Here is a 23,308-nt window from a genome sequence, read left to right as displayed (position 1 = left end):
AATGAATAACATTGAAAAATTGCTTGAAGCAATTAAAGAGCAAGCAGAAAAATTTTTACTAGAAAATGGTGAATTTGCTCCGTATGCAACTCATATTAAGGCGGATGGCAAACTTACTTATATTTCTGCTTACTCAGAATCAACAGACTCAAAAGAAATTTATGATATTTTATTAGCTGGAGCTTATGAAGATCTACAAGATGAAGAAGTTCGGGTTTATGCTATTGCTATGGATGGAAGATATCAGGGAAAGGATGTATTAGTTATTGAATTTATCCTTTCTCCTGAGAAAATATACCAGCAAACCTATCCTTATACAATAGAAAATAAAAAAGTAATATTTGGACAGCTGATTTAAATTCGAAATTATGATGAATAATCCCTATTGGACTTTTAAAAACGATGAACTGGCAAAATCAAAAATTTTAGCCAAAGAACTAAATATTCCTGAAAGTGATTTTACTAATATCCAATTTTGGTTTGACCTATTACTGTTGAAACATGAACAAGCGACTACTAATAAGGAAGATCAATTAAAAACGGAAAAAGAATTAGAAATTAAATTTAATGAAATGATTTCATCAGAAATCGAAAGGAAAAGCTATAAATACATACTTCCAAAATTATTAAATTACAATAATGTATTCAATGACGCTTTTTTAAGGTCATTATATGTGGCAAGATTAGGAGCTTTACTTGGAGATAATCTGATACCGAGACTGGTTAGCGACAAGAAGATTGTTTATTCACCAGAGGAGTTTTTTCATGTTACCGTTTATCTTAGAGATAACTATTTTGTTTCTCCTAATAGTAATTTTTTAGAAGATACATTGAGAATAGAAAATGTTCGTGGTATTTTTAAAAAGACTTCTACTAAGTTAAAGTTCGAAATCTTGAAAAACATACTTCATATTATCCATCAAAAACCTTTTCATCATGATATCATCTGTTTTAAAAAGATTTTAAAATTAGTATCTGAAACTGATATAGCATTAATTGATTATTTGAAGAAATTTCAAGTAGAGAATGGCCAGGGTTGTTATAAGATAGTTAATGAAATCTTGAATTTGAAATTATTTGAAGACACTTGGAATGACTTCGAAATTAAAGTCCAATTGATTCTTTTTTTCGATACTGCAAAAGGCGCTCATCCAAGTACCAGTTGGAATAAGAAGTTTCAGGGCATATCTAAAATGATTGATAATGTTAAACTTTCACTTGTTGCGCATACTGTTTTGAAAAATGAAGATTGCAAAATCTATTCTTTTGATTATGGTGCGCAATGGGGTGACGATACAGCAAAACGATTTTTAAAATCTGCGCAGTGGATAAAAGATATTTTGTAATGAATAATAGTGCAAAAATAGAAGAAGATAATATTTATCAATACAATTTATATAAGGTAAAAAATACTTTATGGTATTTTAACGACCTTATTAAAATTGGGTTTTCAGGATATAATTCTGTTAAGTTTAAAAATAATGAAAATGTTTATGTATGGTTAGAAAATGTTAAAATTGAAGAGAACTATTATTCTGGTAACCTGGCTGAAAATGGAAATCCTCAAAAGATTTTAATAAATGATGTAATAGATTGGATGATTATTGAAAAAGGAAGACTAATAGGAGGTTACACCATACGACATTATAGAGATACTCTCGACGATGAATCAAAAATGAACTTTGATATTGATTTTGACGTAAAAATTGACGATGGAAATGACTTTTTTAAGCCAGATTTGGCAACACCCGAAGGAGCTATAATTAAAATTGAAAATTATTACTCAAATAACGATTTAAAAGGTGTAATTTCTTGTAAAGATTTTGAAATGGAAGCGGAAAATTTACTGAAGGAAACAGATGCAATGATTACCGCAGAAATAAAAAATAAAATAAGAGAAGTATTAAAATCATCTTTGATTGAAACTTTTCAATCAAACGAATTTCCAAATTTCCAAAATATAGAAAGGTGTTTTGCTCTTTTAGAAGAAAAACAGGATCAGCGATTAATTGAAGAAAAAGTTATCTATCAAAACGGAAATTTTACATTCAATAAATTATGGGTATGGCGATCTAAAGAAGGAGATTGGAAAGTCTTAAATCTTGTTGATGAATCTGATGAATAGGGTATTGAGGAATTTGTAATTGAGTACATTAGTGAAATTGAGCTAGTTTATGAATTCAACGAGCTGGACAAAGTAAAGGGAAAAGATTTTGTTCATTTAAAAACTGAAATATTGATGTAATAATAGCTAAAATGAGCAATAGAATGGATTGAGCAAAATAAAGCTGTGGAAACCGGTGGCGGATTTGGATGCAAGAAACCCTAAAATAAGAGTAACTGTTTGAATTTATAATTGCCAGGTGAGGTTTCTAATCCACTTGGCTTTTTATTCAATATTGTATTGTTCCTGCCAACTCAATCTCCCAAAACTACAGGTATTCCACCCAGGGACAGGAAAAACAGGAGGATACTAAATGGAGCTCTTTTAAATGGCGAAATTATGATCCAACAATAGGAAGGTTCTTTAATATAGATCCGGTTAGTGAAAAATATGCTTATCAGTCACATTACAATTTCTCAGAAAATAGGGTTGTTGATGGTAGAGAGCTGGAAGGGTTGGAATGGGTGTCAACGAAAATATTTCGTGTTGCTCCGCCTACTGCTGCTGCTGCTGGATCAACTGTATATGGTGCAGGTGTTGCTGAAGAAGCGAAAACCAATGCCATTAATAATTATAATGGCATATCCAAGATTGTTAATAGCAATATAAACAATACGATTATTGCTCTAAAGGCAATTTCTACGATTGGGATAACAGTTGCTAACAGGGTTTTGAAGAGCGAGGGAGACAGTAAAGCCGAAAATAAAGGAAGCGACACAAAATCTGAAGAAGAAGGTATTGTTTATAAAAGAAAGGAAAAAACGGGAAAAGAAAAAGACTATGTAGGACAAGCCAAAGATTCAATAAGATATAAGAAACGACAAAAAGAACATCAAAGAGCTAATAAGGATGCTGACTATGAATTTGAAGAAATTGATAGAGGCAAGCCGGGAAAAGATCTTGACAGAAGGGAGCAAAAACATATAGATGAAGGAGGAGGACCAACTAATAAATCCAATCCTAACGGAGGATTACAGAACAAAAGAAATCAAATTAAGAAACCAAAAGAACCAAAAGAACCAAAAGAACCAACAGACAATGGCTAAAAGATTTAAATTAAACGAAGGCGATGTTTTTGCAATTCCTTTAGGAAATAGCGAATTTGGATTAGGGCAAATAATCAATTTTCCTAAAACATCTGACGCATTTATTGTTGTAATTTTTAATGAGAAAATCGCTGAATTAAATGAATTTGACAAGATCAATATTGATGATTTAAAAATAATTTTTCTAGGATACACCTTTGATGCAAAATTGTATTATAAAGATTGGCAGATCATTGGAAATTATAAAGATAATATTCAATCAATACCTTTACCATTTTTTAAATTAGGTACAAGTGATGATGCTCGTTTGGTTGACTATAAAAGTAAAGTTTTAAAGCATTTAGATGAATCTCAATTTGATGAATTAGTATATAAATCTGAAATAGCACCTATACGGTATGAAAATGCATTGAAAGCTCATTTTGGTTTACAGGAATGGATTCCTGAGGATTATGATAAAATTTTGTATGAGAAAACCCTAGAATCAGTGAAAATTGCAGAGGAAATATTAGAGTCATAATATACTGAATGATAATCTTTAAAGAAACTATACTTTTCCTTATTGAATAATTTAGGGGATTGTTTTCAATCCCCTAAATTTTACCTCTTTAATTGAGGGTTTAGAAAACATTATCCTTTCAGGCTTGAGTTTAATGAAAATATCGTTCCTGCGGGTTCAATCTCCCAAAACTACAGGTATTCTACCCAGGGACAGGAAAAACAGGAGGATACCAAGTGGAGCTCTTTTAAATGGCGAAATTATGATCCAACAATAGGAAGGTTCTTTAATATAGATCCGCTTAGTGAAAAATATGCTTATCAGTCACATTACAATTTCTCAGAAAATAGGGTTGTTGATGGTAGAGAGTTAGAAGGGTTAGAATGGGTGTCAACAAAAATATTTCGTGTTGCTCCGCCTGCTGCTGCTGCTGGATCAACTGTATATGGTGCAGGTGTTGCTGAAGAAGCGAAAACCAATGCCATTAATAATTATAATGGTATATCCAAGATTGTTAATAGCAATATAAACATTACGATTATTGCTCTAAAGGCAATTTCTACGATTGGGATAACAGTTGCTAACCGTGTCTTGCACAGCGAGGGTGAAAATAAAAAGAGTAGTAAACCCGATTCTGGAAAAACTGAGGGTAATGAAGCAGGTGATAAAGAAGGGCTAGGAAAAATTCAAAAACCTGGAACCGGAAAAGGGACTGTTGCGAAAGAAGATAGAGATGCTAAAAGGACACTATCCAAAAAAGAAAAAACAGAATTAATTGAAGAAAAAGATAATAAATGTGAAGGGTGTAATAAAGAAGTAACCCCAGAAACTTCAAATGCTCACCATACAATTAGGCACGCGGACGGAGGAGAAACAACGAAAGAGAACACGAACATTTTATGCAAAGATTGCCATAAAGAAATACATAAACCATGAACAAAGCAGAATTTTTAAGTAACATAAAATCTCATATAAAAGATTTTGGTTATCATGTAACAATTGTAACAGGTAATTCTCCATTACCCAAATATTATTATACTATTGGGCTTAATCAAAAATTTAAATTTGAACTTGCATTTGCTGGAGGAGCAATATATAAAAACGAGGAAATAAAGAAAATTATCAATTTTATTGTTGAAAAATTAAATATCAATACTTTCGATAATAATTTTAATATTCAATTAGATAATCTCGGAAGTTTCACTATTTCATTAATTCATGAGTCATGGAGCCATCTCATGTTTGATGGTATTTTTGATTATTATGGAAGTAGTGATATTAAGGTGTTTCAAATAATTCCTGACACAGAGCACAAAACTCTTGAAATACCCGATATGTCAATTAAATTTGATGAAAAAAATCAACCTGTTTGGCAATGGTTAGTAAAAGATTGGATTTATCCAATAGATCAGAATTCAATAGTTTTCACTGATATTGATGCTTTATTTGGAAAAAAAATCTTAGAGCTTATGAGATGGGAAGAATCGGAATGGGAAATGTTTACTGATGATGGAACCCAAATTCCTAAGCATATGAAAAGAGCCGTTTCATTTGGTACTATCTTAGGAATTGATGATGGTTTGAATCCAGCTATGTATTTGCCAATTGAAAAAGGATTACGGAGAGAAAATGGAAATTCAGAGTGGAATAATTGGGGATAATGTGAATTATAATCAATTTACTTCTAATCAAGGAGGGATAAATTTTAATTATCCATCCTTAAGATTGGCCAAGTTTCAAGTATATTAGTTTTCTTTAGATAGTACCTGAAATTGGAAAGCTTTAGTAAATAATTCAAAAAACAGGCAATCTAAATGGTTGTCTGTTTTATTCTTAGAAGGAAAAACCAATATTTGCAACTATAATGATCAGGTAGGAAACGTCAGACTAGCGTATTATAAAGATGCTTCTGGGAACCCTAAAATAGACAGATCTAAAAGATAAACAATATGAAAATAATTGATAAATGTAACCAAATACTAAATGAGTTATATAAATTTTCATCTGAAGTTTTGTACTTAGGTGATAATATTTTAGACTCTCGATTGGAGAATTTGGAACAAAAAATAGGATTAAAACTTCCTCAAGATTTTAAATATATTTTGAAGAAACACAATGGAATCACACTGGCAGGAACTGAAATTTATGGATTGTCAGAAAATTTTAGAGGCAATTCCCTTGATGAAATTTATAACTTCGAGCATAGGGAAGTAGAAAATCCAATGCCTATTTTTTTCTTCCCTTTTTCACCAGATGGCCAAGGAAATCATTATTGTTTAGACTTGTCAAAATTAAATGAAAATATTTGCCCAATAGTATTTTGGCAATGGGACTTTGAATATGAAAATATTGAAGAGGTGGAGGTCTGCAATACAAATTTTGCAGAGTGGATTGGTGAAGTCATGATAGACTGGACTCTCCAAAATTACAATTATGATGGTACAGAAAAATTATAATGTAATACGTTAAGGCTTCATATATGTCGATCACTTTTATTAGTGAAGTTTTACCAACTAAAAACTAAATAATTAAAATGAAATCATTTAAAGAAGACCTAAATACGGCGGTTATAACTACAAAATTTGTTTTAGAAAAAAAATCACCCATTTTGTATGTATTCCACTATGAAGAGGACGAAAGTTGGCAATTTTCTGGTGATGAGACTAACTTAATGGATGAGGATTTTCGGGTAGTTTCTCTTGAAGAAATTATTTCCCTGGACTCTACAGTTTTGGAGATAGCTGATTTACCTTTAGGAGGAGAAGCATATAGAGTGAATATAAATGCTTCATGGGAAATTCAATAGAATGATAATTATTAAAGTATTATATATACAATATTCAAAAAATGTATAAAGAAATAAATGCTCTTATATATAAGTTCGAAAATCTAGGATTGGGAAGTTCAAGCGATGGCGCAATTTTGATTGGTAAAGCACCTCATGTAGCGCCTGAAGCATGGTTAAATGAGTTGTTTCCCACTTTAAATGAGTCAGAAATATGTAGTTTAGAAGAACAGTTAAAGACAACCATACCTAAAGGATATAAAGACTTTTTAATGAATTTTAGTAATGGACTTATTTTTTTATCATCCACACTTAGCTTTTATGGACTAAGAAGACAGTTAAATCGCAGTAATTTAGTGAGCTCACGTCAGCCATATTCTATCATTACTCCAAATTTTTCAGAAAGACCGGAGAATGCAATGGAAAGTTTTTTCTTCATTGGAAGCTATAATTGGGATGGTTCACATTTATTTATAGATAAAGAAACAAATATCGTTCATTGTTGTGAAAGATGGGACGCGACTTCAAAAGTTCAATGGAGTTCTTTTGAAGAAATGTTATTATCTGAATTAAAACGTTTGTATAGATTATTTGATGATAAAGGAAAAGAAATTGATGAGGATGCTTCAACACTTCCATACTAAGTAGAGTATAAAAATTATGGTAAATTTAAGGGCACAGTAATAACAACCAGATTTGTGTTAGAAAATAATTCAGTAATTGTTTCTGTTTTTAAGGATAATGATGGAGAATTGCAATTTTTTGGGAATGAAGGAAATATCTCGGAAGAAGATGCTAGGGTTATTAGTGTAGGTGAGATTTTACAGATCAATCCAACCTTAAAAGAATTATTAGAAATTAATGCTGGAAGTCATACTTATAGATAAACTAAACATGATGACTGGGAAGTTGTAAAGTATGAAGAATAGAGGTTATATTTCAAAAATATTGGTTTCCTTTAAATAGAGAGCCTAGTATAGAAATATTTCAATAAATAAATTTAAAAGACAGGTAATTTAAATGTTTACCTGTCTTATTTTTACTGGTAAAAAAGTACTTAGACTATGACATTAAGATATATATCAATAGGATTAGATTATGATTACTATATACAAGAAAATAACAAGCTTCGATATGAGTTTCAAACTCATACCCGTTTTATAAGTAATTATTTTTCAAGAGCAATCAGGAAAGTGAAATTTGATACAGGCAATGAATTTAATATGATTTCTATTTCATTATTACCTGAAACTATCTTAAAACAACCTGATATTAAATCAAACGATGTTTTGAAAGCATATCTTCCGTTTAATCAGGAGCGGTATGAGAAAATCAAAGGAACAGAAGATTGTAAATATTATTTGGAAGTGTTAGAAGAAGGGCTTAAAAAAGCTTCAGAATTTAAACCGATTCCGCTTGAAGAACTCTTGAATTTAATTGATGAGTTTAAAAAAGGAGGATGTAAAAATGAATGGGTACACAAAAAGAAACGTTTTAAGGAAATCGATATAGAAGTTATTTTAACTTGTGAATTTACTACAAATTATTTTCAGTTAATAGCTACAATCAATCAAATTTCTACTAAGAAAGAATTAACTAAAGGAATTGTAATAAAAACCATACCCGATGAAATACACTTTCAAAAGATGTTTAAAGACATTCTAGTACATAAAAATTTTATTATTATTACCGATACAAGTGATAGTGCAAGAGTATTAATTTATATTGATGACGCTAAGAAAGGGATATTTGAAAAAGTATTTGCACCTTATATTTACAGTGATGATTATACGAAAGAAGAAAACGAAGAATATGAGAAAACTCATAATGAAGTCATAGAGATATTATCTTATGATGGTAGTGGTTTTTAGTTATAAGAAGGGTATTGACTTTTAATAGTTAGGTACTGTTATAAAGTATTTATTTGAATATTAAATTGCCAAGTGGGGTTTCTAATCCTCTTGGCTTTTATTCAGTATTGTATTGTTCATGCCAACTCAATCTCCCAGAACTACAGGTATTCCACCCAGGGACAGGAAAAACAGGAGGATACCAAGTGGAGCTCTTTTAAATGGCGAAATTATGATCCAACAATAGGAAGGTTCTTTAATATAGATCCGCTTAGTGAAAAATATGCTTATCAGTCACATTACAATTTCTCAGAAAATAGGGTTGTTGATGGTAGAGAGCTGGAAGGGTTGGAATGGGTGTCAACGAAAATATTTCGTGTTGCTCCGCCTGCTACTGCTTCTGGATCAACTACATATGGTGCAGGTGTTGCTGAAGAAGCGAAAACCAATGCCATTAATAATTATAATGGCATATCCAAGATTGTTAATAGCAATATAAACAATACGATTATTGCTCTAAAGGCAATTTCTACGATTGGGATAACAGTTGCTAACCGTGTCTTGCACAGTGAGGATAATGGTCAGAAGGTAGACAACAAAGACAATAAAGACAACAAAGAGAACAAAGAGAAGGAATCTGGATCATACACAAATCATCATAGAAGTGGTAAAAAATATCATGGCAAAGGAGATAAAAGTAGGGCAGAAAAATCAGGAACTGAAAAGGCAAAGGAATATGATGATCTTCTAGAGAAGACTGATTGGACTCCGTCTAAAAATACTAGAGAAGGGTATAAAGATGAATCAAAAAGAATGGACACAGATGCAGAAGGGGATAAGAAAGGATATAAAAGTGATAAAAATTATAATAAGCGAGATTCGCCAGGTACAAAGTACAGAAAGCAAGATGAACAAAATACACTAACAAATAATTAAAATGGCTGAAATAATTAAAGATGGTTTCAAGTTTTATAATAGATTTCATAAGGAGGATATTTTCAGTTTTTTGACTGCTAATATTCAAGAGATAAACAGGTCTATTGAATATATAAAGAAAAACAAATTGAAATATGTTTCGTTAGATGAATCATTATTGGAGAAATTAGAAAACCTAGATTTTCTGGAGGAATTAGATTTTATTGAAGAGATATATATTAGTTGTTTTGATATGGATTACAGTGGTATCTATCAACTTAAAAATCTGAAATCTTTATCAGTTATTTATCAAAAAGTAAAACCTAACATAGATTATTCAAAATTCAAAAAATTAGAAGATCTTTCAATAGACTGGTATAATAAAGAACTAGACCTATCTGAAAATAAAAATTTGAAAAAGTTAGTAATTTGGAAGTTTAAACCTAAGACTAAATCATTTTCTTTTGTTAAACTACCTACATCACTTGAAATTCTAGAAATAACAGAAAGTAATATTCAAAGTTTGGAGGGGCTTGAAATTAAAAACTTAAAAAGCTTTGAAGGCCACTATTGCAGTAAGCTAACTTCATTAGATGGCTTAAGAGGAATATCAGATCATCTACAATCTTTTATTTTAGGTTCTTGCGGTAATCTTACAAATTATGATGATTTAACATATTGCAAAAATTTGGAAAAGATTATTTTAACTAGATGCGGAGATATGGAGTCTTTAGACTGGCTAAAATCTTTAAAAAAAGTAAAACATTTTACATTTATGAATACAAAGGTTTTAGATGGAGATGTTAGTTTGTGTTCTGGAATTAAATATGTAGCATTTACAAATAGTAGAAACTACAATCATAAAATGGAAGATTTTAATTTTTAAAATCTTCCTAAGTTATAGGTTACATTACAAAGTTAGTGATTCAGTTATCCCAATATTTTCTTTAATTAGAATCAAACAGGTGTGAAAATATATACAACAAGGGTCTGATTCAATTGATAGAGGCAAGCCGGGAAAAGATCTTGACAGGAAGGAGCAAAAACATATAGATGAAGGAGGAGGACCAACTAATAAATCCAATCCTAACGGAGGATTACAGAACAAAAGAAATCAAATTAAGAAACCAAAAGAACCAAAAGAACCAAAAGAACCAACAGACAATGGCTAAAAGATTCAAAATTACGAAAGGTGATATTTTTACAATACCAATTACAAGTGACGAAACAGGTTTTGGACAGCTTGTTGAACTACCGGATAAATACACTCTTATAATTATAGTCTTTAATTATAAAGCTTTAACAACGGATATTTTTGATGTAGGGAATATTATTAAAAAAGATATTCTGTTTTTAGGATATACAAATGATGCTAAACTATATCATAAAGATTGGGAGATAATTGGAAATAGAACTGACAACTTAATGAATGTTTCAATGCCCTGTTTTAAATTAGGTTTACCAAATGACGACTATCCCGATGGAGCACGGTTAGTTAATTATAAAGGAGATGTGATTGCCAATATTAATAAAAGTCAATTTGATAAATTAAGTTTTGAAACAGAGGTTGGACCTATTCGATTTGAGAAAGCGCTAAGAGCACACTTTGGTTTAGAGGAATGGATTCCTGACAATTATGATAAAATTTTGTATGAGAAAACCCTAGAATCAGTGAAAATTGCAGAGGAAATATTAGAGTCATAATATACTGAATGATAATCTTTAAAGGAACTATACTTTTCCTTATTGAATAATTTAGGGGATTGCTTTCAATCCCCTAAATTTTACCTCTTAAATTGAGGGTTTAGAAAACATTATCCTTTCAGGCTTGAGTTTAATGAGAATGTCATTCCTGTAAATTCAATATTAAAATACTACAGGTATTCTACTCAGGGACAGGAAAAACAGGAAGATACCAAATGGAGCTCTTTTAAATGGCGAAATTACGATCCTACTTTTGGAAGATTCTTTAGTATAGATCCACTGAGTGAAAAGTATGCTTATCAATCGCATTATAACTTCTCGGAAAACAGAGTTGTTGATGGTAGAGAACTAGAAGGGTTGGAATGGTTTGGTGTTGTTACAAGGGTCATACCGCTTATTGAGAATTCTTCCGTAAAACCCACTATTATTGAGACAGTTACTAAGGTAGGTGAAGTAGGAACTAAGCAGAGTGAGACTATTACTAAAGCGCAACAAGAGCACTTTAATAGAGGAAGAAGAATTGAAACAGAGCAAATTAGTAAAATGAATGAGGAAGGGAAAGAAGTAACAAAAAATACTAAGAATTTTGAGGCTATAGATTCAAAAACTGGAAAAACTGGTGGAACAAGACCTGATGGTTTTACCAAGGAAGGGAATCCTGTTGAAGTAAAAAATGTAGGAAAACAAAGCTTTACAAAACAATTAAGATTACAGGATAATTTGGTAGAAGGTAAGAGGTTGATTTTAAGGATTAATGAAAAAGCAACTTTAACAGAACCGTTAAAAAAATCTGGCATAGATATTCAAACTTATAATATTGCACCTATTAAAGTTGATAATCTTAAAGTAAATCTACCACCACCACCACAAATGAACCCTATACCTGTAAATAAATGTGCTAAAGACCCTAATTGTGTATAACAACTTAAATAATATTTTTATGTCAGAAATATATGTAACAGGAATAAATAAAGTTATTAATACTGCAAAAGAATTTTTAAATGAATTAAAAGAATTTGCTCCCTTTGGATTAATATTTAAAGATGGTGAATGGATTGATCTGGCTACCTATGATGAGACGTTCGATTCTATCAAAATGAGAAATTTTTTAGTAGCTACTATCATAAAGGATTTTGAAAAAAATTATACTGAATTTGGGGCAGTTTGCGTCGATGCTAAAATAAATGATATAGGTAATGTCATAATGATTTTAAATACATCAGATGGTAAAGATTGGTATGAATTGGTTTACAGATATGAATTTATTGATGGTAAAGTTAATATTGTTAAAGAGAATATTGAATACTAGTTTTCAATTCGTAAGGTATAATGAAATTGAAAAATTGAAAAAAGAAGTAAATTCAAACAATGTAAACCAATTAAAAAATGAAGAAAGGCAAAATCTTTTGCATGAATCTATTTCTAGCGGATCTTATGATGTGTTAAAATATCTTTTGAGTATAAACATTAATGTAAATGCTCAAGATAACGAGGGAATGACCCCATTGCATTATTGTGGCCTTTATCGTAGTCAAACCGCAACTAGACAGCTGCTTGAAAACAGGAGTATTGAAATAAACAAGAAAGATGATTATGGGAATAATCCATTGTGGACAGCGGTATTCAATGCAAGAGGGAATTATGATGTTGTGAAGCTACTGAAAGAGCATGGTGCAGATCAAAACTCAAAGAATAACAAAAATATGTCTCCTCTGGATTTTTGTAAAGAAATTGAAGATAAAAACATGGAGACAATTCTTTTATTGTAGTTCACTGATAAAAAATAGTATTTTATTACAGATATATTTTGAATTGCTATGAAAGTATTGACGATTTATATCAGTATTATTTATTTTGAAAAGTAACACCTTGTTAATTCAGGGTGTTGCCTTTTTAGTAGTGTTATATTTAAAACTTTTATAGTCTTCTTCTGGATTTTACAAGATCTTATTTTATAGATTGAATTAATGAGCGTGTTTGGTTGAAAATTTTGTATTTCAATAATAAATACTAGCAGTATCATCACGATATCAAAAATTAATAGAGGCAAGAAAGTTGTATAATCATATATCGACCATAATAGTTATTAGATGGCTGATTTCCTATTAATATCAAATATGTCAATGTCTTTTTCTAGAAATACATCTTCCAGTGCTGAAGCCCCATTTTCCATTCTGTATTCGAGTTCTTTTTCAGAAATTGGAATACATAGAAGCCAATTCACAGTCTTTGTTTCAAGGTTCAACGGCTCCAATTTATCTGCCCACAGAAAGGGAGTTGTAAACAAGATATGTTTCATTTCTGAAGTTTCATAATACATTTCCACGATTCGCATAAATACAGAGCCGGGCTGACATTCCCAACCATTTTTGGTAATATAAAATCCTGCTGTGGAAAGAATATTAGATAACATATCAAATTCTTTATATCCACTAATAAGCAGTTCAATTGGTATATTCTTAAAGCTACCATCTTCCATTTCTATTTTATTTGGATAATCTGAAATACCTATTGTACCACAAAATTTTATTCTTGTATATATTGGGTCATCACATGAGAAGATATCTATAAAATTTTTTTTGCCTTTGTCCCAATGGCGATCAACAATTTTATTAATACCAACAATACTTGTTATATAGTTTACCAGTTCTTTGTTTTCTGTAGAAGCTTGCTCAGACATATATTTAATTTTATTAAATATAATATATTTTGATTAATCTACAATATAGTTAGTAACTATCTTGAATTTATCAGCAATAAAATAGAAGGTTAATATGATTTCATACAAAACAAGTATATTTACCATTATACCGACCAGTTAGGAAACATAAGGCTGTCTTTTTATAAAGGAGCGGGCGGTAATGCTGTAATAGACAGGGTAACGAATTATTATCCTTTTGGATTGGAGTTTAATGAGAACATTGTTCCTGCGGGTTCAATCTCTCAAAACTACAGGTATTCTGCTCAGGGACAGGAAAAACAGGAAGATACCAAGTGGAGTTCTTTTAAATGGCGAAATTATGATCCTACTTTTGGAAGATTCTTTAGTGTAGATCCTCTTGCAGAGCAGTATCATACATGGTCAACCTATGCCTTTAGCGGAAACAGGGTTGTTGACTCCAGAGAACTGGAAGGATTAGAGCCTAAAAAAGTGAATGAAGTCAGCCTTCCATCCGATCCTATAGAATTTGGGGAGCTTATTTACGGGGGAATCAATAGTGTAAGAGCTGCGGTAGCTAATTCAGTAGGAAGAACTGTTAACGTTTTTACCAACGATGCAATAAGCAATCAATATAAAGTTGAGGGCGGAACTCTTACTTTGGAAACGGGCGTTCCGAAAGAATCTTTTGGTGAGAAAGTAGTCAATGGATCTTATGATCTGGCAACTATAGCAATGGCTGCAGCCGGGGGACCTAAAGGTGCCCTGATGGGAAAAGGAGGAAAGGCTCCTGCGATAAAAGCTGTTGAAGAGATTAAGGATGCTGCCAAAGCAGTTCACGGAAATTCAAAGCTTAGTACGAAGCCTCAGCATAACTATGATGTTGTGGATACGAAAGCAAATAATGATGTCGTAAAAACAGGTATCAGTGGAAGTAAACTTAACCAAAATGGAACTTCTCGAAAAGGGAATGTACAGGCTAACAAATGGAATAGAGATGAAAATTCTCCAGGTAGATATAAAGCGGTTGTAACTAGCCAAACACCCACAGGAGAAGGCGCAAGAATAAAAGCATTAAGAAAAGAAAAGGAAAATGCTGATTTCAACAGAGAAACGTTAGATAAAGAAAAACATCAAAGACCATAAATTATGACATTAAGATATATCGCAATAGGATTAGATTATGATTATTACAAACAGGAAAATAACAAGCTTCGATATGAGTTTCAAACTCATACCCGTTTTATAAGTAATTATTTTTCAAGAGCAATCAGGAAAGTGAAATTTGATACAGGCAATGAATTTAATATGATTTCTATTTCATTATTACCTGAAACTATCTTAAAACAGACTGATATTAAATCAAACGATGTTTTGAAAGCATATCTACCTTTTGACCAGAAACGTTATGAGAAAATCAAGGGGACAGAAGATTGTGGATACTATTTGGAAATATTAGAAAAAGGGGTTAAAAAAGCTTCCGAATTTAAACCAATACCCCTGGATGAGCTATTAAATTTAATTGACGAATTTAAAAAAGGAGGCTGTAAAAATGAATGGATACATAAAAAGAAACGCTTTAAAGAAATTGATATAGAAGTTATTTTAACTTGTGAATTTACCACAAATTATTTCCAGCTAATAGCAACTATCAATCAAATTTCCACTAAGAAAGAATTAACGAGAGGAATAGTGATAAAAACCATACCTGACGAAATTCATTTTGACAAAATGTTTAATGATATTTTAATCTATAAAAACTTTATTGTTATTACAGATAATGCTGATGGTGCAATGGCTTTAATTAATATTAAAGACGCTAAGAAAGGCAAGTTTGAGAAAACATTTGCTCCCTATATTTATAGTGATGATTATACCAAAGAAGAAAACGAAGAATATGAAAAAACTCACAATAGAGTCATCGAAATACTGTCTTATGATGGTAGCGGGTTTTGATTATAAAATCAGTATTAATTTTTAATATTTAAGTGATGTTATAGAATGTTTATTTGAATATAAAATTGCCAAGTGATTTATAGTTCACTTGGCTTTTTGTTAAATGTTGTATTGTACTTGCCAACTCAATCTCCCAAAACTACAGGTATTCTACTCAGGGACAGGAAAAACAGGAGGATACCAAGTGGAGCTCTTTTAAATGGCGAAATTATGATCCTGCAATAGGACGGTTTTTCAATATAGATCTGCTTAGTGAAAAATATGCTTATCAGTCGCATTACAATTTCTCAGAAAATAGGGTTGTTGATGGTAGAGAGCTGGAAGGGTTGGAATGGGTGTCAACGAAAATATTTCGTGTTGCTCCGCCTACTGCTGCTGCTGCTGGATCAACTGTATATGGTGCAGGTGTTGCTGAAGAAGCGAAAACCAATGCCATTAATAATTATAATGGCATATCCAAGATTGTTAATAGCAATATAAACAATACGATTATTGCTCTAAAGGCAATTTCTACGATTGGGATAACAGTTGCTAATCGTGTCTTGCACAGCGAGGGTGAAAGTTCTGCAAAAGAGGAAAAGAAAGAACAAGATAAAGCAAAATCGAAAGCGAAAGGTGATAAACCAGAGAAGAAAGGAGTTATTTATGAAGTTCCTGAAGATGGAACTGAATCGGGAATACCATATGTAGGTAGAACTAAAAAAGGTGATCCTGCTAAAAGAGGAGGACAAGATGATGGTAGGGATAGAAAAAAAGCAAAGGTTATTGATAAATATGATCCCAAAAATTCAGAGGAAGGTGCATATAAAGAACAAAAAGCCATTGATGAACGAGGCGGTATAGATAAATTGGATAATAAAAGAAATGAAATGAATCCAGAACGTTTTAAAAATGCAAAAGAAAAATATGAAAAAAGAGATAATCAATAGTTTTTGGAGCTGGATTAAAAATAATATAGAATATCTGGCTCCAAAAAAAATTACAACTGAATATATAAATCTTTTAGATGAAGAAATTGGAAAGCTTGCTGATTTCTCTTGGGAAATTGGTTTTGATAATATTGTAAATAAGAATTTTTTAACAATTTCTCCAGAGGGTGATACTGAGTTATTAGAGCTTTCAAGAACTATCATAAATGAAGCGCCTACAATTGAAGGCTGGATTTTTTATTCTGCTAAGCCTCCTAAACAATGGAAACTAATCTTTAATCTATTAATAAATGGTGAAAAGATTCAATTTAATGCAACCGAATGGAAATATATTCTTTATAAATATCCTGATAATGTCTATGATATTGTTATAAAAGTTCCCCAATTTTATATGCCTTATAAAGAGTATTTTCATCAAATAGGAGACATTGCCGTTACTGGTGAGTTAGGAGAGGAATTTGTAATTGAGTACATTAGTGAAATTGAGCTAGTTTATGAATTCAACGAGCTGGACAAAGTAAAGGGAAAAGATTTTGTTCATTTAAAAACTGAAATATTGATGTAATAATAGCTAAAATGAGCTATCAAGAGTGGAAAAATAATAAGGGTAAATAGTAAATCAGTATTCTTTTAATAACAGGATGAAAGTAAATGAAATAGCACAGCAAATTAGTGATGGTGTTTTAGAAAGTTTTCAGAAAAGTGGTTTTCAATATCGAAAAGCACAAAAAGAGTTTGTACGAAAAAAAGATAATGTAGAACAAATCTTTAAATTATTTTTTTACAAAAAAGAAGATAATATAACTATTGATCCTGAAATTAAAATACATGTAAAAGAAATAGAATCCATTTATAAGTCAATTGCTCAAATAAAATCCAGGCCTTACTTGACTTTAGGGAATCATTTTTTGACAATCAGAGATTATGATGGAGATGCCGCCAATTATAAAAGCAAACCAGCAAAGGAATGGTTAATAGAAAATGATGAAGATGTAAAACATTTAATTAAAATCATACCAGAATATCTTGAAGAAGACATTTTACCATATTTTGATAATAATTCTAGTGTAATCCGTGTTGATGAATTACTTAATGAATACCCTGAAAAGATGTGTGTACATAATGATATGTATCCTTTAAGAGCAAATATTGCCATAATTGCTGCAAAACTCAATACTAATCTTTATTATGATGAACTTATAAAAATATATGAAAGAGAATTAGAAGATGCAGAAGAAAATTACAAGGTTGAATTTTATAAGCTTAAAGAGCTATTAGGTTCTGACAGATATAAACAGGTTTGAAAATAATTTAGATAGCTTCCAAAGTAGAAGTGCTTTGGAGGCTATTTTATAGTAGTTGTTTTATAGTTGATTAGCCTTAAATACTATGGGTGAAGTAAAGGATCCTAAAATATAGTAATCATGTATAATAAAGAAATTAATGAATTTATTTATAAGTTTTCAAACTTAGGATTAGATAGTTCAAGTGATGGAGCCATAATGATTGGTAAAGCACCATTTAAAGGACCAGAAGCTTGGCTGAATATAATTTATCCAAAGGTTAAAGAAGAGGAAATAGTTATTCTTGAAAGAGAATTAAACACTACAATTCCTGAAAATTATAAGCATTTTTTAATGGACTATAGTAATGGAGGCAATTTTCTCTCTTCTACTCTTAGTTTAGATGGATTTAGAAGGCACTTGACCCGTGATCCCAAAGCAAATTCAAGGCAACCTTTTTCTCTTGTAACACCAAATCTGTATGAAAGACCAGAAAACTCTCTAGATAATTATTTCTTTATTGGCGGTTATCAATGGGACGGTTCTCTTTTATACATCGATAAGGACACTAATATTGTTCATTGCTGTGCGGTTGATGATGCAACCTCTAAAGTTCAATGGAGTTCTTTTGAAGAAATGTTACTATCTGAATTAAAACGTTTGTATAGATTATTTGATGATAAAGGAAAAGAAATTGATGAGGATGCTTCAACACTTCCATACTAAGTAGAGTATAAAAATTATGGTAAATTTAAGGGGCACAGTAATAACAACCAGATTTGTGTTAGAAAATAATTCAGCAATTGTTTCTGTTTTTAAGGATGCTGATGGAGAATGGCAATTTTTTGGGAATGAAGAAAATATTTCTGAAGAAGATGCTAGGGTTATTAGTTTAGATGAGATTTTACAGATTGATCCAACCTTAAAAGAATTATTAGGAATTGATAATGGAAGTCATGCCTATAGAGAAGATGATAGAGATAATTGGAAGGTCAAAAAGTATGATGAGTAGTATCAAATAACCAGAAGTAAATTTTAAAGGAAGCTATTTAAACAATACTATTTGTTTTATTAACCAATTTGCCAGGTGAGGTTTCTAATCCACTTGGCTTTTTATTCAATATTGTCTTGTTCATGTCAACTCAATCTCCCAGAACTACAGGTATTCTGCCCAGGGGCAGGAAAAGCAGGAGGATACCAAGTGGAGCTCTTTTAAATGGCGAAATTATGATCCTGCAATAGGACGGTTTTTCAATATAGATCTGCTTAGTGAAAAATATGCTTATCAGTCGCATTACAATTTCTCAGAAAATAGGGTTGTTGATGGTAGAGAGCTGGAAGGGTTGGAATGGGTGTCAACGAAAATATTTCGTGTTGCTCCGCCTACTGCTGCTGCTGCTGGATCAACTGTATATGGTGCAGGTGTTGCTGAAGAAGCGAAAACCAATGCCATTAATAATTATAATGGCATATCCAAGATTGTTAATAGCAATATAAACAATACGATTATTGCTCTAAAGGCAATTTCTACGATTGGGATAACAGTTGCTAATCGTGTCTTGCACAGCGAGGGTGAAAGTTCTGCAAAAGAGGAAAAGAAAGAACAAGATAAAGCAAAATCGAAAGCGAAAGGTGATAAACCAGAGAAGAAAGGAGTTATTTATGAAGTTCCTGAAGATGGAACTGAATCGGGAATACCATATGTAGGTAGAACTAAAAAAGGTGATCCTGCTAAAAGAGGAGGACAAGATGATGGTAGGGATAGAAAAAAAGCAAAGGTTATTGATAAATATGATCCCAAAAATTCAGAGGAAGGTGCATATAAAGAACAAAAAGCCATTGATGAACGAGGCGGTATAGATAAATTGGATAATAAAAGAAATGAAATGAATCCAGAACGTTTTAAAAATGCAAAAGAAAAATATGAAAAAAGAGATAATCAATAGTTTTTGGAGCTGGATTAAAAATAATATAGAATATCTGGCTCCAAAAAAAATTACAACTGAATATATAAATCTTTTAGATGAAGAAATTGGAAAGCTTGCTGATTTCTCTTGGGAAATTGGTTTTGATAATATTGTAAATAAGAATTTTTTAACAATTTCTCCAGAGGGTGATACTGAGTTATTAGAGCTTTCAAGAACTATCATAAATGAAGCGCCTACAATTGAAGGCTGGATTTTTTATTCTGCTAAGCCTCCTAAACAATGGAAACTAATCTTTAATCTATTAATAAATGGTGAAAAGATTCAATTTAATGCAACCGAATGGAAATATATTCTTTATAAATATCCTGATAATGTCTATGATATTGTTATAAAAGTTCCCCAATTTTATATGCCTTATAAAGAGTATTTTCATCAAATAGGAGACATTGCCGTTACTGGTGAGTTAGGAGAGGAATTTGTAATTGAGTACATTAGTGAAATTGAGCTAGTTTATGAATTCAACGAGCTGGACAAAGTAAAGGGAAAAGATTTTGTTCATTTAAAAACTGAAATATTGATGTAATAATAGCTAAAATGAGCAATAGAATGGATTGAGCAAAATAAAGCTGTGGAAACCGGTGGCGGATTTGGATGCAAGAAACCCTAAAATAAGAGTAACTGTTTGAATTTATAATTGCCAGGTGAGGTTTCTAATCCACTTGGCTTTTTATTCAATATTGTATTGTTCCTGCCAACTCAATCTCCCAAAAATACAGGTATTCCACCCAGGGACAGGAAAAACAGGAGGATACTAAATGGAGCTCTTTTAAATGGCGAAATTATGATCCGAGTTTTGGAAGGTTCTTTAGTGTAGATCCTCTTGCAGAGCAGTATCCTACATGGTCAACCTATGCCTTTAGCGGAAACAGGGTTGTTGACTCCAGAGAACTGGAAGGATTGGAGCCTAAAAAAGTGAATGAAGTCAGCCTTCCATCCGATCCTATAGAATTTGGGGAGCTTATTTACGGGGGAATCAATAGTGTAAGAGCTGCGGTAGCTAATTCAGTAGGAAGAACTGTTAACGTTTTTACCAACGATGCAATAAGCAATCAATATAAAGTTGAGGGCGGAACTCTTACTTTGGAAACGGGCGTTCCAAAAGAATCTTTTGTAGAGAAAGTAGTCAATGGATCTTTTGATCTGGCAACTATTGCAATGGCAGTAGCTGGAGGACCTAAAGGTGCCCTGACGGGAAAGGAGGAAAGACTCCTGCGATAAAAGCTGTTGAGGAAGTTAAAGCCTTGGCTAAAGCTGGAAGATCAGGTAAACAGGCAAGATTAAAAGAATTAGGGAATGATTCCAAAGTAAGTAGCTTTAATCGTGGTTGGATTAAGAATGAAATGAGACATATAAAAAATGGGGACAGAAAAACCATACGTAATCCAAGAAATTCACGAAATTCAAAAACAAGGGGAACTGAATTAGCGCATCCACGGAAGCAAAGAGCTAAAGATGGTAATAGTTATGAGAATGCAAAGTTCCAAGACGCAGATTTACATAAATTAGAACATAAATATGGCGGATACAAATAAGAAAATAGAAAACATTTTACAAATGTCAGAAGATGAAAGGTATAATTATTTCATCAGAAAAGTAGCAGATTTTGAAGAATTATGGGGATTAAATGATGATGGATGGGCTTTACTTGGAGATAGCGATGACAATAGAATATTTCCAATATGGCCGGAAAGAGAATTTGCAGAACTGTGTGCTGTTGATCAATGGAAAAATTATAAACCTGAAGTAATAAGATTAGATAATTTTATTGAAAAATGGATTCCAGGTATGACCAATGACAAAACATTAGTAAATGTTTTTCTTACTCCAAATGCCAAAGGAACAATAATATCTGCAGATGATCTTTATGCAGATTTACAAGAAGAATTAGAACAGTATGAATAACCTGTAACGATAAAGGAAGAAATGAAACTAAGACTTGTGAAGAACTTGTGAAAATATATAAAGGAGAATTAGACAATGCAGAAGAAAATTACAAGATTGAATTTTATAAGCTTAAAGAGCTATTAGGTTCTGACAGATATAAACAGGTTTGAAAATAATTTAGATAGCTTCCAAAGTAGAAGTGCTTTGGAGGCTATTTTATAGTAGTTGTTTTATAGTTGATTAGCCTTAGATACTATGGGTGAAGTAAAGGATCCTAAAATATAGTAATCATGTATAATAAAGAAATTAATGAATTTATTTATAAGTTTTCAAACTTAGGATTAGATAGTTCAAGTGATGGAGCCATAATGATTGGTAAAGCTCCATTTAAAGGACCAGAAGCTTGGCTGAATATAATTTATCCAAAGGTTAAAGAAGAAGAAATAGCTATACTTGAAAGAGAATTAAACACTACAATTCCTGAAAGTTATAAGCATTTTTTAATGGGTTATAGCAATGGAGGCAACTTCTTATCATCTACTCTTAGTTTATATGGATTTAGAAGGCAACTAACAAGAGACCCTAAAGCAAATTCAAGGCAACCTTTTTCTCCAATTTCCGCTAATATATATGAACAACCAGATAATGCAAAAGAAAGCTATTTTTTTATTGGAAGCTATCAATGGGATAGATCCCGTCTGTATATAGATAAAGATACTAATATCGTTCATTGTTGTGAAAGGTGGGACGCGACTTCAAAAGTTCAATGGAGTTCTTTTGAAGAAATGTTACTATCTGAATTAAAACGTTTGTATAGATTATTTGATGATAAAGGAAAAGAAATTGATGAGGATGCTTCAACAGTTCCATACTAAGTAGAGTATAAAAATTATGGTAAATTTAAAGAATGCAGTAATAACAACGCGATTTGTGTTAGAAAATAATTCAACAATTGTTTCTGTATTTAAATATGATGGTTATGATTAGCAAAATGTATAAATTTGAAAATTCGCTGCAGGTGTGTAACGGCTGATACTAACAAAAAAAGTAAAATATGGGATGTTTAGGTGTACTTTTTTCGCTTGACGAAAAAATAGCTTTAAAACTAAAATCTTTTAAGTCTGACGAAGACAGGTTAGAATTCCTGCAAGAAGATATTGAAGAAGAATTTATGGAAAATGAACCTGAAAGATTTGCAGAGGTTGATCAATCTTGGGACGGATTACATAGAAGTTTAACAGATGGGAAACTTGAGTGGGACAATGGAACTTTTCCACTTAATCATGTCATTTTGGGTGGACAAAAAATTTATCATAAAAATGATTATATTATGTCTTTAAAAACACCAGAACAGGTCGTAGAAATAGCCAAAGCTATCGAAAAAGTCTCTATAAAAGATTTAAAAGAGGGATACGGTCAAATTAAATCTGACGATAAAGAGTATGCGGAATTCTTAAGTGAAGATGATTTTGAATATACATGGACATGGTTTAAAAACTCTGTGGAATTTTGGAAAAATGCAGCATCTGAAGGACGTTTTGTGTTATTTACAGCTGATCAGTAAAAAGACAATGAAAAAGAAATGTCTTATAGTTAACAAGTTTGGCAATAGATAACAAAATCTCAAAAACGATGAAGTAAAAGAT

At 31.5% G+C, this 23,308-nt stretch carries 33 protein-coding genes and 3 pseudogenes; 35 read left to right on the top strand and 1 reads right to left on the bottom strand.

Going from position 1 to position 23,308, the window contains the following annotated elements:
• The first annotated feature begins 1 nt into the window (after nt 1).
• From LF887_RS17210 to LF887_RS17125, 20 genes and pseudogenes are all read left to right on the top strand, one after another.
• Nucleotides 2-358 carry a hypothetical protein gene (locus tag LF887_RS17210; RefSeq protein WP_236855482.1) on the top strand — a complete coding sequence of 119 codons (357 nt, stop codon included), beginning with the start codon at nt 2-4 and terminating at the stop codon, nt 356-358.
• Nucleotides 359-368: 10 nt separating this feature from the next.
• Nucleotides 369-1,346, top strand: a complete 978-nt coding sequence (locus LF887_RS17205) for a hypothetical protein (protein WP_236855481.1) — start codon at nt 369-371, stop codon at nt 1,344-1,346.
• The gene (locus LF887_RS17200) at nt 1,346-2,125 is read left to right on the top strand and encodes a DUF2314 domain-containing protein (protein WP_236855480.1); all 780 of its coding nucleotides are present in this window, start codon (nt 1,346-1,348) and stop codon (nt 2,123-2,125) included. The genes LF887_RS17205 and LF887_RS17200 overlap by 1 nt, the downstream gene beginning before the upstream one ends.
• A 266-nt stretch (nt 2,126-2,391) precedes the next feature.
• A pseudogene (locus tag LF887_RS24465) lies at nt 2,392-2,541 on the top strand (RHS repeat-associated core domain-containing protein); the annotation flags it as partial.
• Nucleotides 2,542-2,628: 87 nt separating this feature from the next.
• Nucleotides 2,629-3,210, top strand: a complete 582-nt coding sequence (locus LF887_RS17195; protein ID WP_410680229.1) for a hypothetical protein — start codon at nt 2,629-2,631, stop codon at nt 3,208-3,210.
• Nucleotides 3,203-3,730: an Imm26 family immunity protein gene (locus LF887_RS17190; RefSeq protein WP_236855479.1), complete on the top strand. Its 528-nt coding sequence runs from the start codon at nt 3,203-3,205 to the stop codon at nt 3,728-3,730. Before LF887_RS17195 ends, LF887_RS17190 begins: the two co-directional genes overlap by 8 nt.
• Before the next feature lie 141 nt (nt 3,731-3,871).
• A pseudogene (locus LF887_RS24460) lies at nt 3,872-4,057 on the top strand (RHS repeat-associated core domain-containing protein); the annotation flags it as partial.
• A 39-nt stretch (nt 4,058-4,096) separates the two neighbouring features.
• Nucleotides 4,097-4,645 carry an HNH endonuclease signature motif containing protein gene (locus LF887_RS17185; RefSeq protein ID WP_410680227.1) on the top strand — a complete coding sequence of 183 codons (549 nt, stop codon included), beginning with the start codon at nt 4,097-4,099 and terminating at the stop codon, nt 4,643-4,645.
• Nucleotides 4,642-5,370 (top strand): DUF4262 domain-containing protein, encoded by a 729-nt coding sequence (locus LF887_RS17180; RefSeq protein ID WP_236855478.1) that lies wholly within the window; start codon nt 4,642-4,644, stop codon nt 5,368-5,370. The genes LF887_RS17185 and LF887_RS17180 overlap by 4 nt, the downstream gene beginning before the upstream one ends.
• A gap of 288 nt (nt 5,371-5,658) precedes the next feature.
• Complete coding sequence (locus LF887_RS17175) at nt 5,659-6,165, top strand: SMI1/KNR4 family protein (RefSeq protein ID WP_236855477.1); 507 nt, start codon at nt 5,659-5,661, stop codon at nt 6,163-6,165.
• Between the two features lie 77 nt (nt 6,166-6,242).
• Nucleotides 6,243-6,515, top strand: a complete 273-nt coding sequence (locus tag LF887_RS17170; protein WP_236855476.1) for a hypothetical protein — start codon at nt 6,243-6,245, stop codon at nt 6,513-6,515.
• A 41-nt stretch (nt 6,516-6,556) separates the two neighbouring features.
• Nucleotides 6,557-7,138 carry an SMI1/KNR4 family protein gene (locus LF887_RS17165; RefSeq protein WP_236855475.1) on the top strand — a complete coding sequence of 194 codons (582 nt, stop codon included), beginning with the start codon at nt 6,557-6,559 and terminating at the stop codon, nt 7,136-7,138.
• A 54-nt stretch (nt 7,139-7,192) separates the two neighbouring features.
• The gene (locus LF887_RS17160) at nt 7,193-7,381 is read left to right on the top strand and encodes a hypothetical protein (protein WP_236855474.1); all 189 of its coding nucleotides are present in this window, start codon (nt 7,193-7,195) and stop codon (nt 7,379-7,381) included.
• A 177-nt stretch (nt 7,382-7,558) separates the two neighbouring features.
• Nucleotides 7,559-8,365, top strand: coding sequence for a hypothetical protein (locus tag LF887_RS17155; RefSeq protein ID WP_236855473.1), 807 nt, complete (start codon nt 7,559-7,561; stop codon nt 8,363-8,365).
• A 72-nt stretch (nt 8,366-8,437) separates the two neighbouring features.
• Entirely contained in the window at nt 8,438-9,280 is an 843-nt protein-coding gene (locus LF887_RS17150) for an RHS repeat-associated core domain-containing protein (RefSeq protein WP_236855472.1), read from the top strand.
• A 1-nt stretch (nt 9,281) separates the two neighbouring features.
• On the top strand, nt 9,282-10,145 hold the full coding sequence (locus tag LF887_RS17145; protein ID WP_236855471.1) for a hypothetical protein: 864 nt from the start codon (nt 9,282-9,284) through the stop codon (nt 10,143-10,145).
• Between the two features lie 167 nt (nt 10,146-10,312).
• Nucleotides 10,313-10,963, top strand: a complete 651-nt coding sequence (locus tag LF887_RS17140) for an Imm26 family immunity protein (RefSeq protein WP_236855470.1) — start codon at nt 10,313-10,315, stop codon at nt 10,961-10,963.
• 144 nt (nt 10,964-11,107) lie between these two features.
• Nucleotides 11,108-11,884, top strand: a complete 777-nt coding sequence (locus LF887_RS17135; protein ID WP_317207814.1) for an RHS repeat-associated core domain-containing protein — start codon at nt 11,108-11,110, stop codon at nt 11,882-11,884.
• 19 nt (nt 11,885-11,903) lie between these two features.
• Nucleotides 11,904-12,272, top strand: coding sequence for a hypothetical protein (locus LF887_RS17130; RefSeq protein WP_236855469.1), 369 nt, complete (start codon nt 11,904-11,906; stop codon nt 12,270-12,272).
• Between the two features lie 34 nt (nt 12,273-12,306).
• Nucleotides 12,307-12,732, top strand: a complete 426-nt coding sequence (locus LF887_RS17125) for an ankyrin repeat domain-containing protein (RefSeq protein WP_236855468.1) — start codon at nt 12,307-12,309, stop codon at nt 12,730-12,732.
• Between the two features lie 317 nt (nt 12,733-13,049).
• Here LF887_RS17125 and LF887_RS17120 read toward each other — a convergent pair whose 3' ends face one another.
• Entirely contained in the window at nt 13,050-13,643 is a 594-nt protein-coding gene (locus LF887_RS17120; protein WP_236855467.1) for a suppressor of fused domain protein, read from the bottom strand.
• A 102-nt stretch (nt 13,644-13,745) separates the two neighbouring features.
• On the opposite strand from LF887_RS17120, the gene LF887_RS17115 reads away from it, so the two are divergent.
• The 15 genes and pseudogenes from LF887_RS17115 to LF887_RS17045 all read left to right on the top strand — a co-directional run bounded on the left by LF887_RS17115 (nt 13,746) and on the right by LF887_RS17045 (nt 23,226).
• Nucleotides 13,746-14,768 carry an RHS repeat-associated core domain-containing protein gene (locus tag LF887_RS17115; protein WP_317207813.1) on the top strand — a complete coding sequence of 341 codons (1,023 nt, stop codon included), beginning with the start codon at nt 13,746-13,748 and terminating at the stop codon, nt 14,766-14,768.
• Between the two features lie 3 nt (nt 14,769-14,771).
• Entirely contained in the window at nt 14,772-15,578 is an 807-nt protein-coding gene (locus LF887_RS17110) for a hypothetical protein (RefSeq protein WP_236855465.1), read from the top strand.
• 335 nt (nt 15,579-15,913) lie between these two features.
• Nucleotides 15,914-16,507, top strand: a complete 594-nt coding sequence (locus LF887_RS17105) for a hypothetical protein (RefSeq protein ID WP_236855461.1) — start codon at nt 15,914-15,916, stop codon at nt 16,505-16,507.
• Nucleotides 16,485-17,072: a hypothetical protein gene (locus LF887_RS17100; RefSeq protein WP_236855460.1), complete on the top strand. Its 588-nt coding sequence runs from the start codon at nt 16,485-16,487 to the stop codon at nt 17,070-17,072. The genes LF887_RS17105 and LF887_RS17100 overlap by 23 nt, the downstream gene beginning before the upstream one ends.
• A 76-nt stretch (nt 17,073-17,148) precedes the next feature.
• Nucleotides 17,149-17,811, top strand: coding sequence for a hypothetical protein (locus LF887_RS17095; protein WP_236855464.1), 663 nt, complete (start codon nt 17,149-17,151; stop codon nt 17,809-17,811).
• A gap of 120 nt (nt 17,812-17,931) precedes the next feature.
• Nucleotides 17,932-18,516 (top strand): SMI1/KNR4 family protein, encoded by a 585-nt coding sequence (locus tag LF887_RS17090; RefSeq protein WP_236855463.1) that lies wholly within the window; start codon nt 17,932-17,934, stop codon nt 18,514-18,516.
• Between the two features lie 16 nt (nt 18,517-18,532).
• Nucleotides 18,533-18,802 carry a hypothetical protein gene (locus LF887_RS17085; RefSeq protein ID WP_236855462.1) on the top strand — a complete coding sequence of 90 codons (270 nt, stop codon included), beginning with the start codon at nt 18,533-18,535 and terminating at the stop codon, nt 18,800-18,802.
• Between the two features lie 340 nt (nt 18,803-19,142).
• Nucleotides 19,143-19,736: a hypothetical protein gene (locus LF887_RS17080; RefSeq protein WP_236855461.1), complete on the top strand. Its 594-nt coding sequence runs from the start codon at nt 19,143-19,145 to the stop codon at nt 19,734-19,736.
• A complete protein-coding gene (locus LF887_RS17075) occupies nt 19,714-20,301 on the top strand; it encodes a hypothetical protein (protein ID WP_236855460.1) in 588 nt (195 codons plus the stop codon). Before LF887_RS17080 ends, LF887_RS17075 begins: the two co-directional genes overlap by 23 nt.
• Nucleotides 20,302-20,447: 146 nt before the next feature.
• Nucleotides 20,448-20,663, top strand: a pseudogene (locus tag LF887_RS17070) (RHS repeat-associated core domain-containing protein); the annotation flags it as partial.
• A 12-nt stretch (nt 20,664-20,675) separates the two neighbouring features.
• Nucleotides 20,676-20,996, top strand: a complete 321-nt coding sequence (locus LF887_RS17065) for a hypothetical protein (RefSeq protein ID WP_236855459.1) — start codon at nt 20,676-20,678, stop codon at nt 20,994-20,996.
• A gap of 23 nt (nt 20,997-21,019) precedes the next feature.
• Nucleotides 21,020-21,310 (top strand): polymorphic toxin type 8 domain-containing protein, encoded by a 291-nt coding sequence (locus LF887_RS17060; RefSeq protein ID WP_236855458.1) that lies wholly within the window; start codon nt 21,020-21,022, stop codon nt 21,308-21,310.
• Nucleotides 21,294-21,680, top strand: coding sequence for a DUF2750 domain-containing protein (locus tag LF887_RS17055; RefSeq protein WP_236855457.1), 387 nt, complete (start codon nt 21,294-21,296; stop codon nt 21,678-21,680). The genes LF887_RS17060 and LF887_RS17055 overlap by 17 nt, the downstream gene beginning before the upstream one ends.
• Before the next feature lie 272 nt (nt 21,681-21,952).
• Nucleotides 21,953-22,537, top strand: a complete 585-nt coding sequence (locus LF887_RS17050) for an SMI1/KNR4 family protein (protein ID WP_236855456.1) — start codon at nt 21,953-21,955, stop codon at nt 22,535-22,537.
• Between the two features lie 179 nt (nt 22,538-22,716).
• Nucleotides 22,717-23,226 (top strand): YfbM family protein, encoded by a 510-nt coding sequence (locus tag LF887_RS17045; RefSeq protein WP_236855455.1) that lies wholly within the window; start codon nt 22,717-22,719, stop codon nt 23,224-23,226.
• The last annotated feature ends 82 nt before the right edge of the window (nt 23,227-23,308 follow it).

The organism is Chryseobacterium sp. MEBOG06 (assembly GCF_021869765.1).
Taxonomy (GTDB): domain Bacteria; phylum Bacteroidota; class Bacteroidia; order Flavobacteriales; family Weeksellaceae; genus Chryseobacterium.
Note: the sequence above shows the minus strand (reverse complement) of the source record. Positions and strands in the feature narration are given on the sequence as shown.

Coding starts and splice junctions, on each gene's coding strand:
- LF887_RS17210 (WP_236855482.1), top strand. CDS start 2: ATGAATAACATTGAAAAATTGCTTGAAGCAATTAAAGAGCAAGCAGAA.
- LF887_RS17205 (WP_236855481.1), top strand. CDS start 369: ATGATGAATAATCCCTATTGGACTTTTAAAAACGATGAACTGGCAAAA.
- LF887_RS17200 (WP_236855480.1), top strand. CDS start 1,346: ATGAATAATAGTGCAAAAATAGAAGAAGATAATATTTATCAATACAAT.
- LF887_RS17190 (WP_236855479.1), top strand. CDS start 3,203: ATGGCTAAAAGATTTAAATTAAACGAAGGCGATGTTTTTGCAATTCCT.
- LF887_RS17180 (WP_236855478.1), top strand. CDS start 4,642: ATGAACAAAGCAGAATTTTTAAGTAACATAAAATCTCATATAAAAGAT.
- LF887_RS17175 (WP_236855477.1), top strand. CDS start 5,659: ATGAAAATAATTGATAAATGTAACCAAATACTAAATGAGTTATATAAA.
- LF887_RS17170 (WP_236855476.1), top strand. CDS start 6,243: ATGAAATCATTTAAAGAAGACCTAAATACGGCGGTTATAACTACAAAA.
- LF887_RS17165 (WP_236855475.1), top strand. CDS start 6,557: ATGTATAAAGAAATAAATGCTCTTATATATAAGTTCGAAAATCTAGGA.
- LF887_RS17155 (WP_236855473.1), top strand. CDS start 7,559: ATGACATTAAGATATATATCAATAGGATTAGATTATGATTACTATATA.
- LF887_RS17145 (WP_236855471.1), top strand. CDS start 9,282: ATGGCTGAAATAATTAAAGATGGTTTCAAGTTTTATAATAGATTTCAT.
- LF887_RS17140 (WP_236855470.1), top strand. CDS start 10,313: ATGAAGGAGGAGGACCAACTAATAAATCCAATCCTAACGGAGGATTAC.
- LF887_RS17130 (WP_236855469.1), top strand. CDS start 11,904: ATGTCAGAAATATATGTAACAGGAATAAATAAAGTTATTAATACTGCA.
- LF887_RS17120 (WP_236855467.1), bottom strand. CDS start 13,643: ATGTCTGAGCAAGCTTCTACAGAAAACAAAGAACTGGTAAACTATATA.
- LF887_RS17110 (WP_236855465.1), top strand. CDS start 14,772: ATGACATTAAGATATATCGCAATAGGATTAGATTATGATTATTACAAA.
- LF887_RS17100 (WP_236855460.1), top strand. CDS start 16,485: ATGAAAAAAGAGATAATCAATAGTTTTTGGAGCTGGATTAAAAATAAT.
- LF887_RS17095 (WP_236855464.1), top strand. CDS start 17,149: ATGAAAGTAAATGAAATAGCACAGCAAATTAGTGATGGTGTTTTAGAA.
- LF887_RS17090 (WP_236855463.1), top strand. CDS start 17,932: ATGTATAATAAAGAAATTAATGAATTTATTTATAAGTTTTCAAACTTA.
- LF887_RS17085 (WP_236855462.1), top strand. CDS start 18,533: ATGGTAAATTTAAGGGGCACAGTAATAACAACCAGATTTGTGTTAGAA.
- LF887_RS17075 (WP_236855460.1), top strand. CDS start 19,714: ATGAAAAAAGAGATAATCAATAGTTTTTGGAGCTGGATTAAAAATAAT.
- LF887_RS17055 (WP_236855457.1), top strand. CDS start 21,294: ATGGCGGATACAAATAAGAAAATAGAAAACATTTTACAAATGTCAGAA.
- LF887_RS17050 (WP_236855456.1), top strand. CDS start 21,953: ATGTATAATAAAGAAATTAATGAATTTATTTATAAGTTTTCAAACTTA.
- LF887_RS17045 (WP_236855455.1), top strand. CDS start 22,717: ATGGGATGTTTAGGTGTACTTTTTTCGCTTGACGAAAAAATAGCTTTA.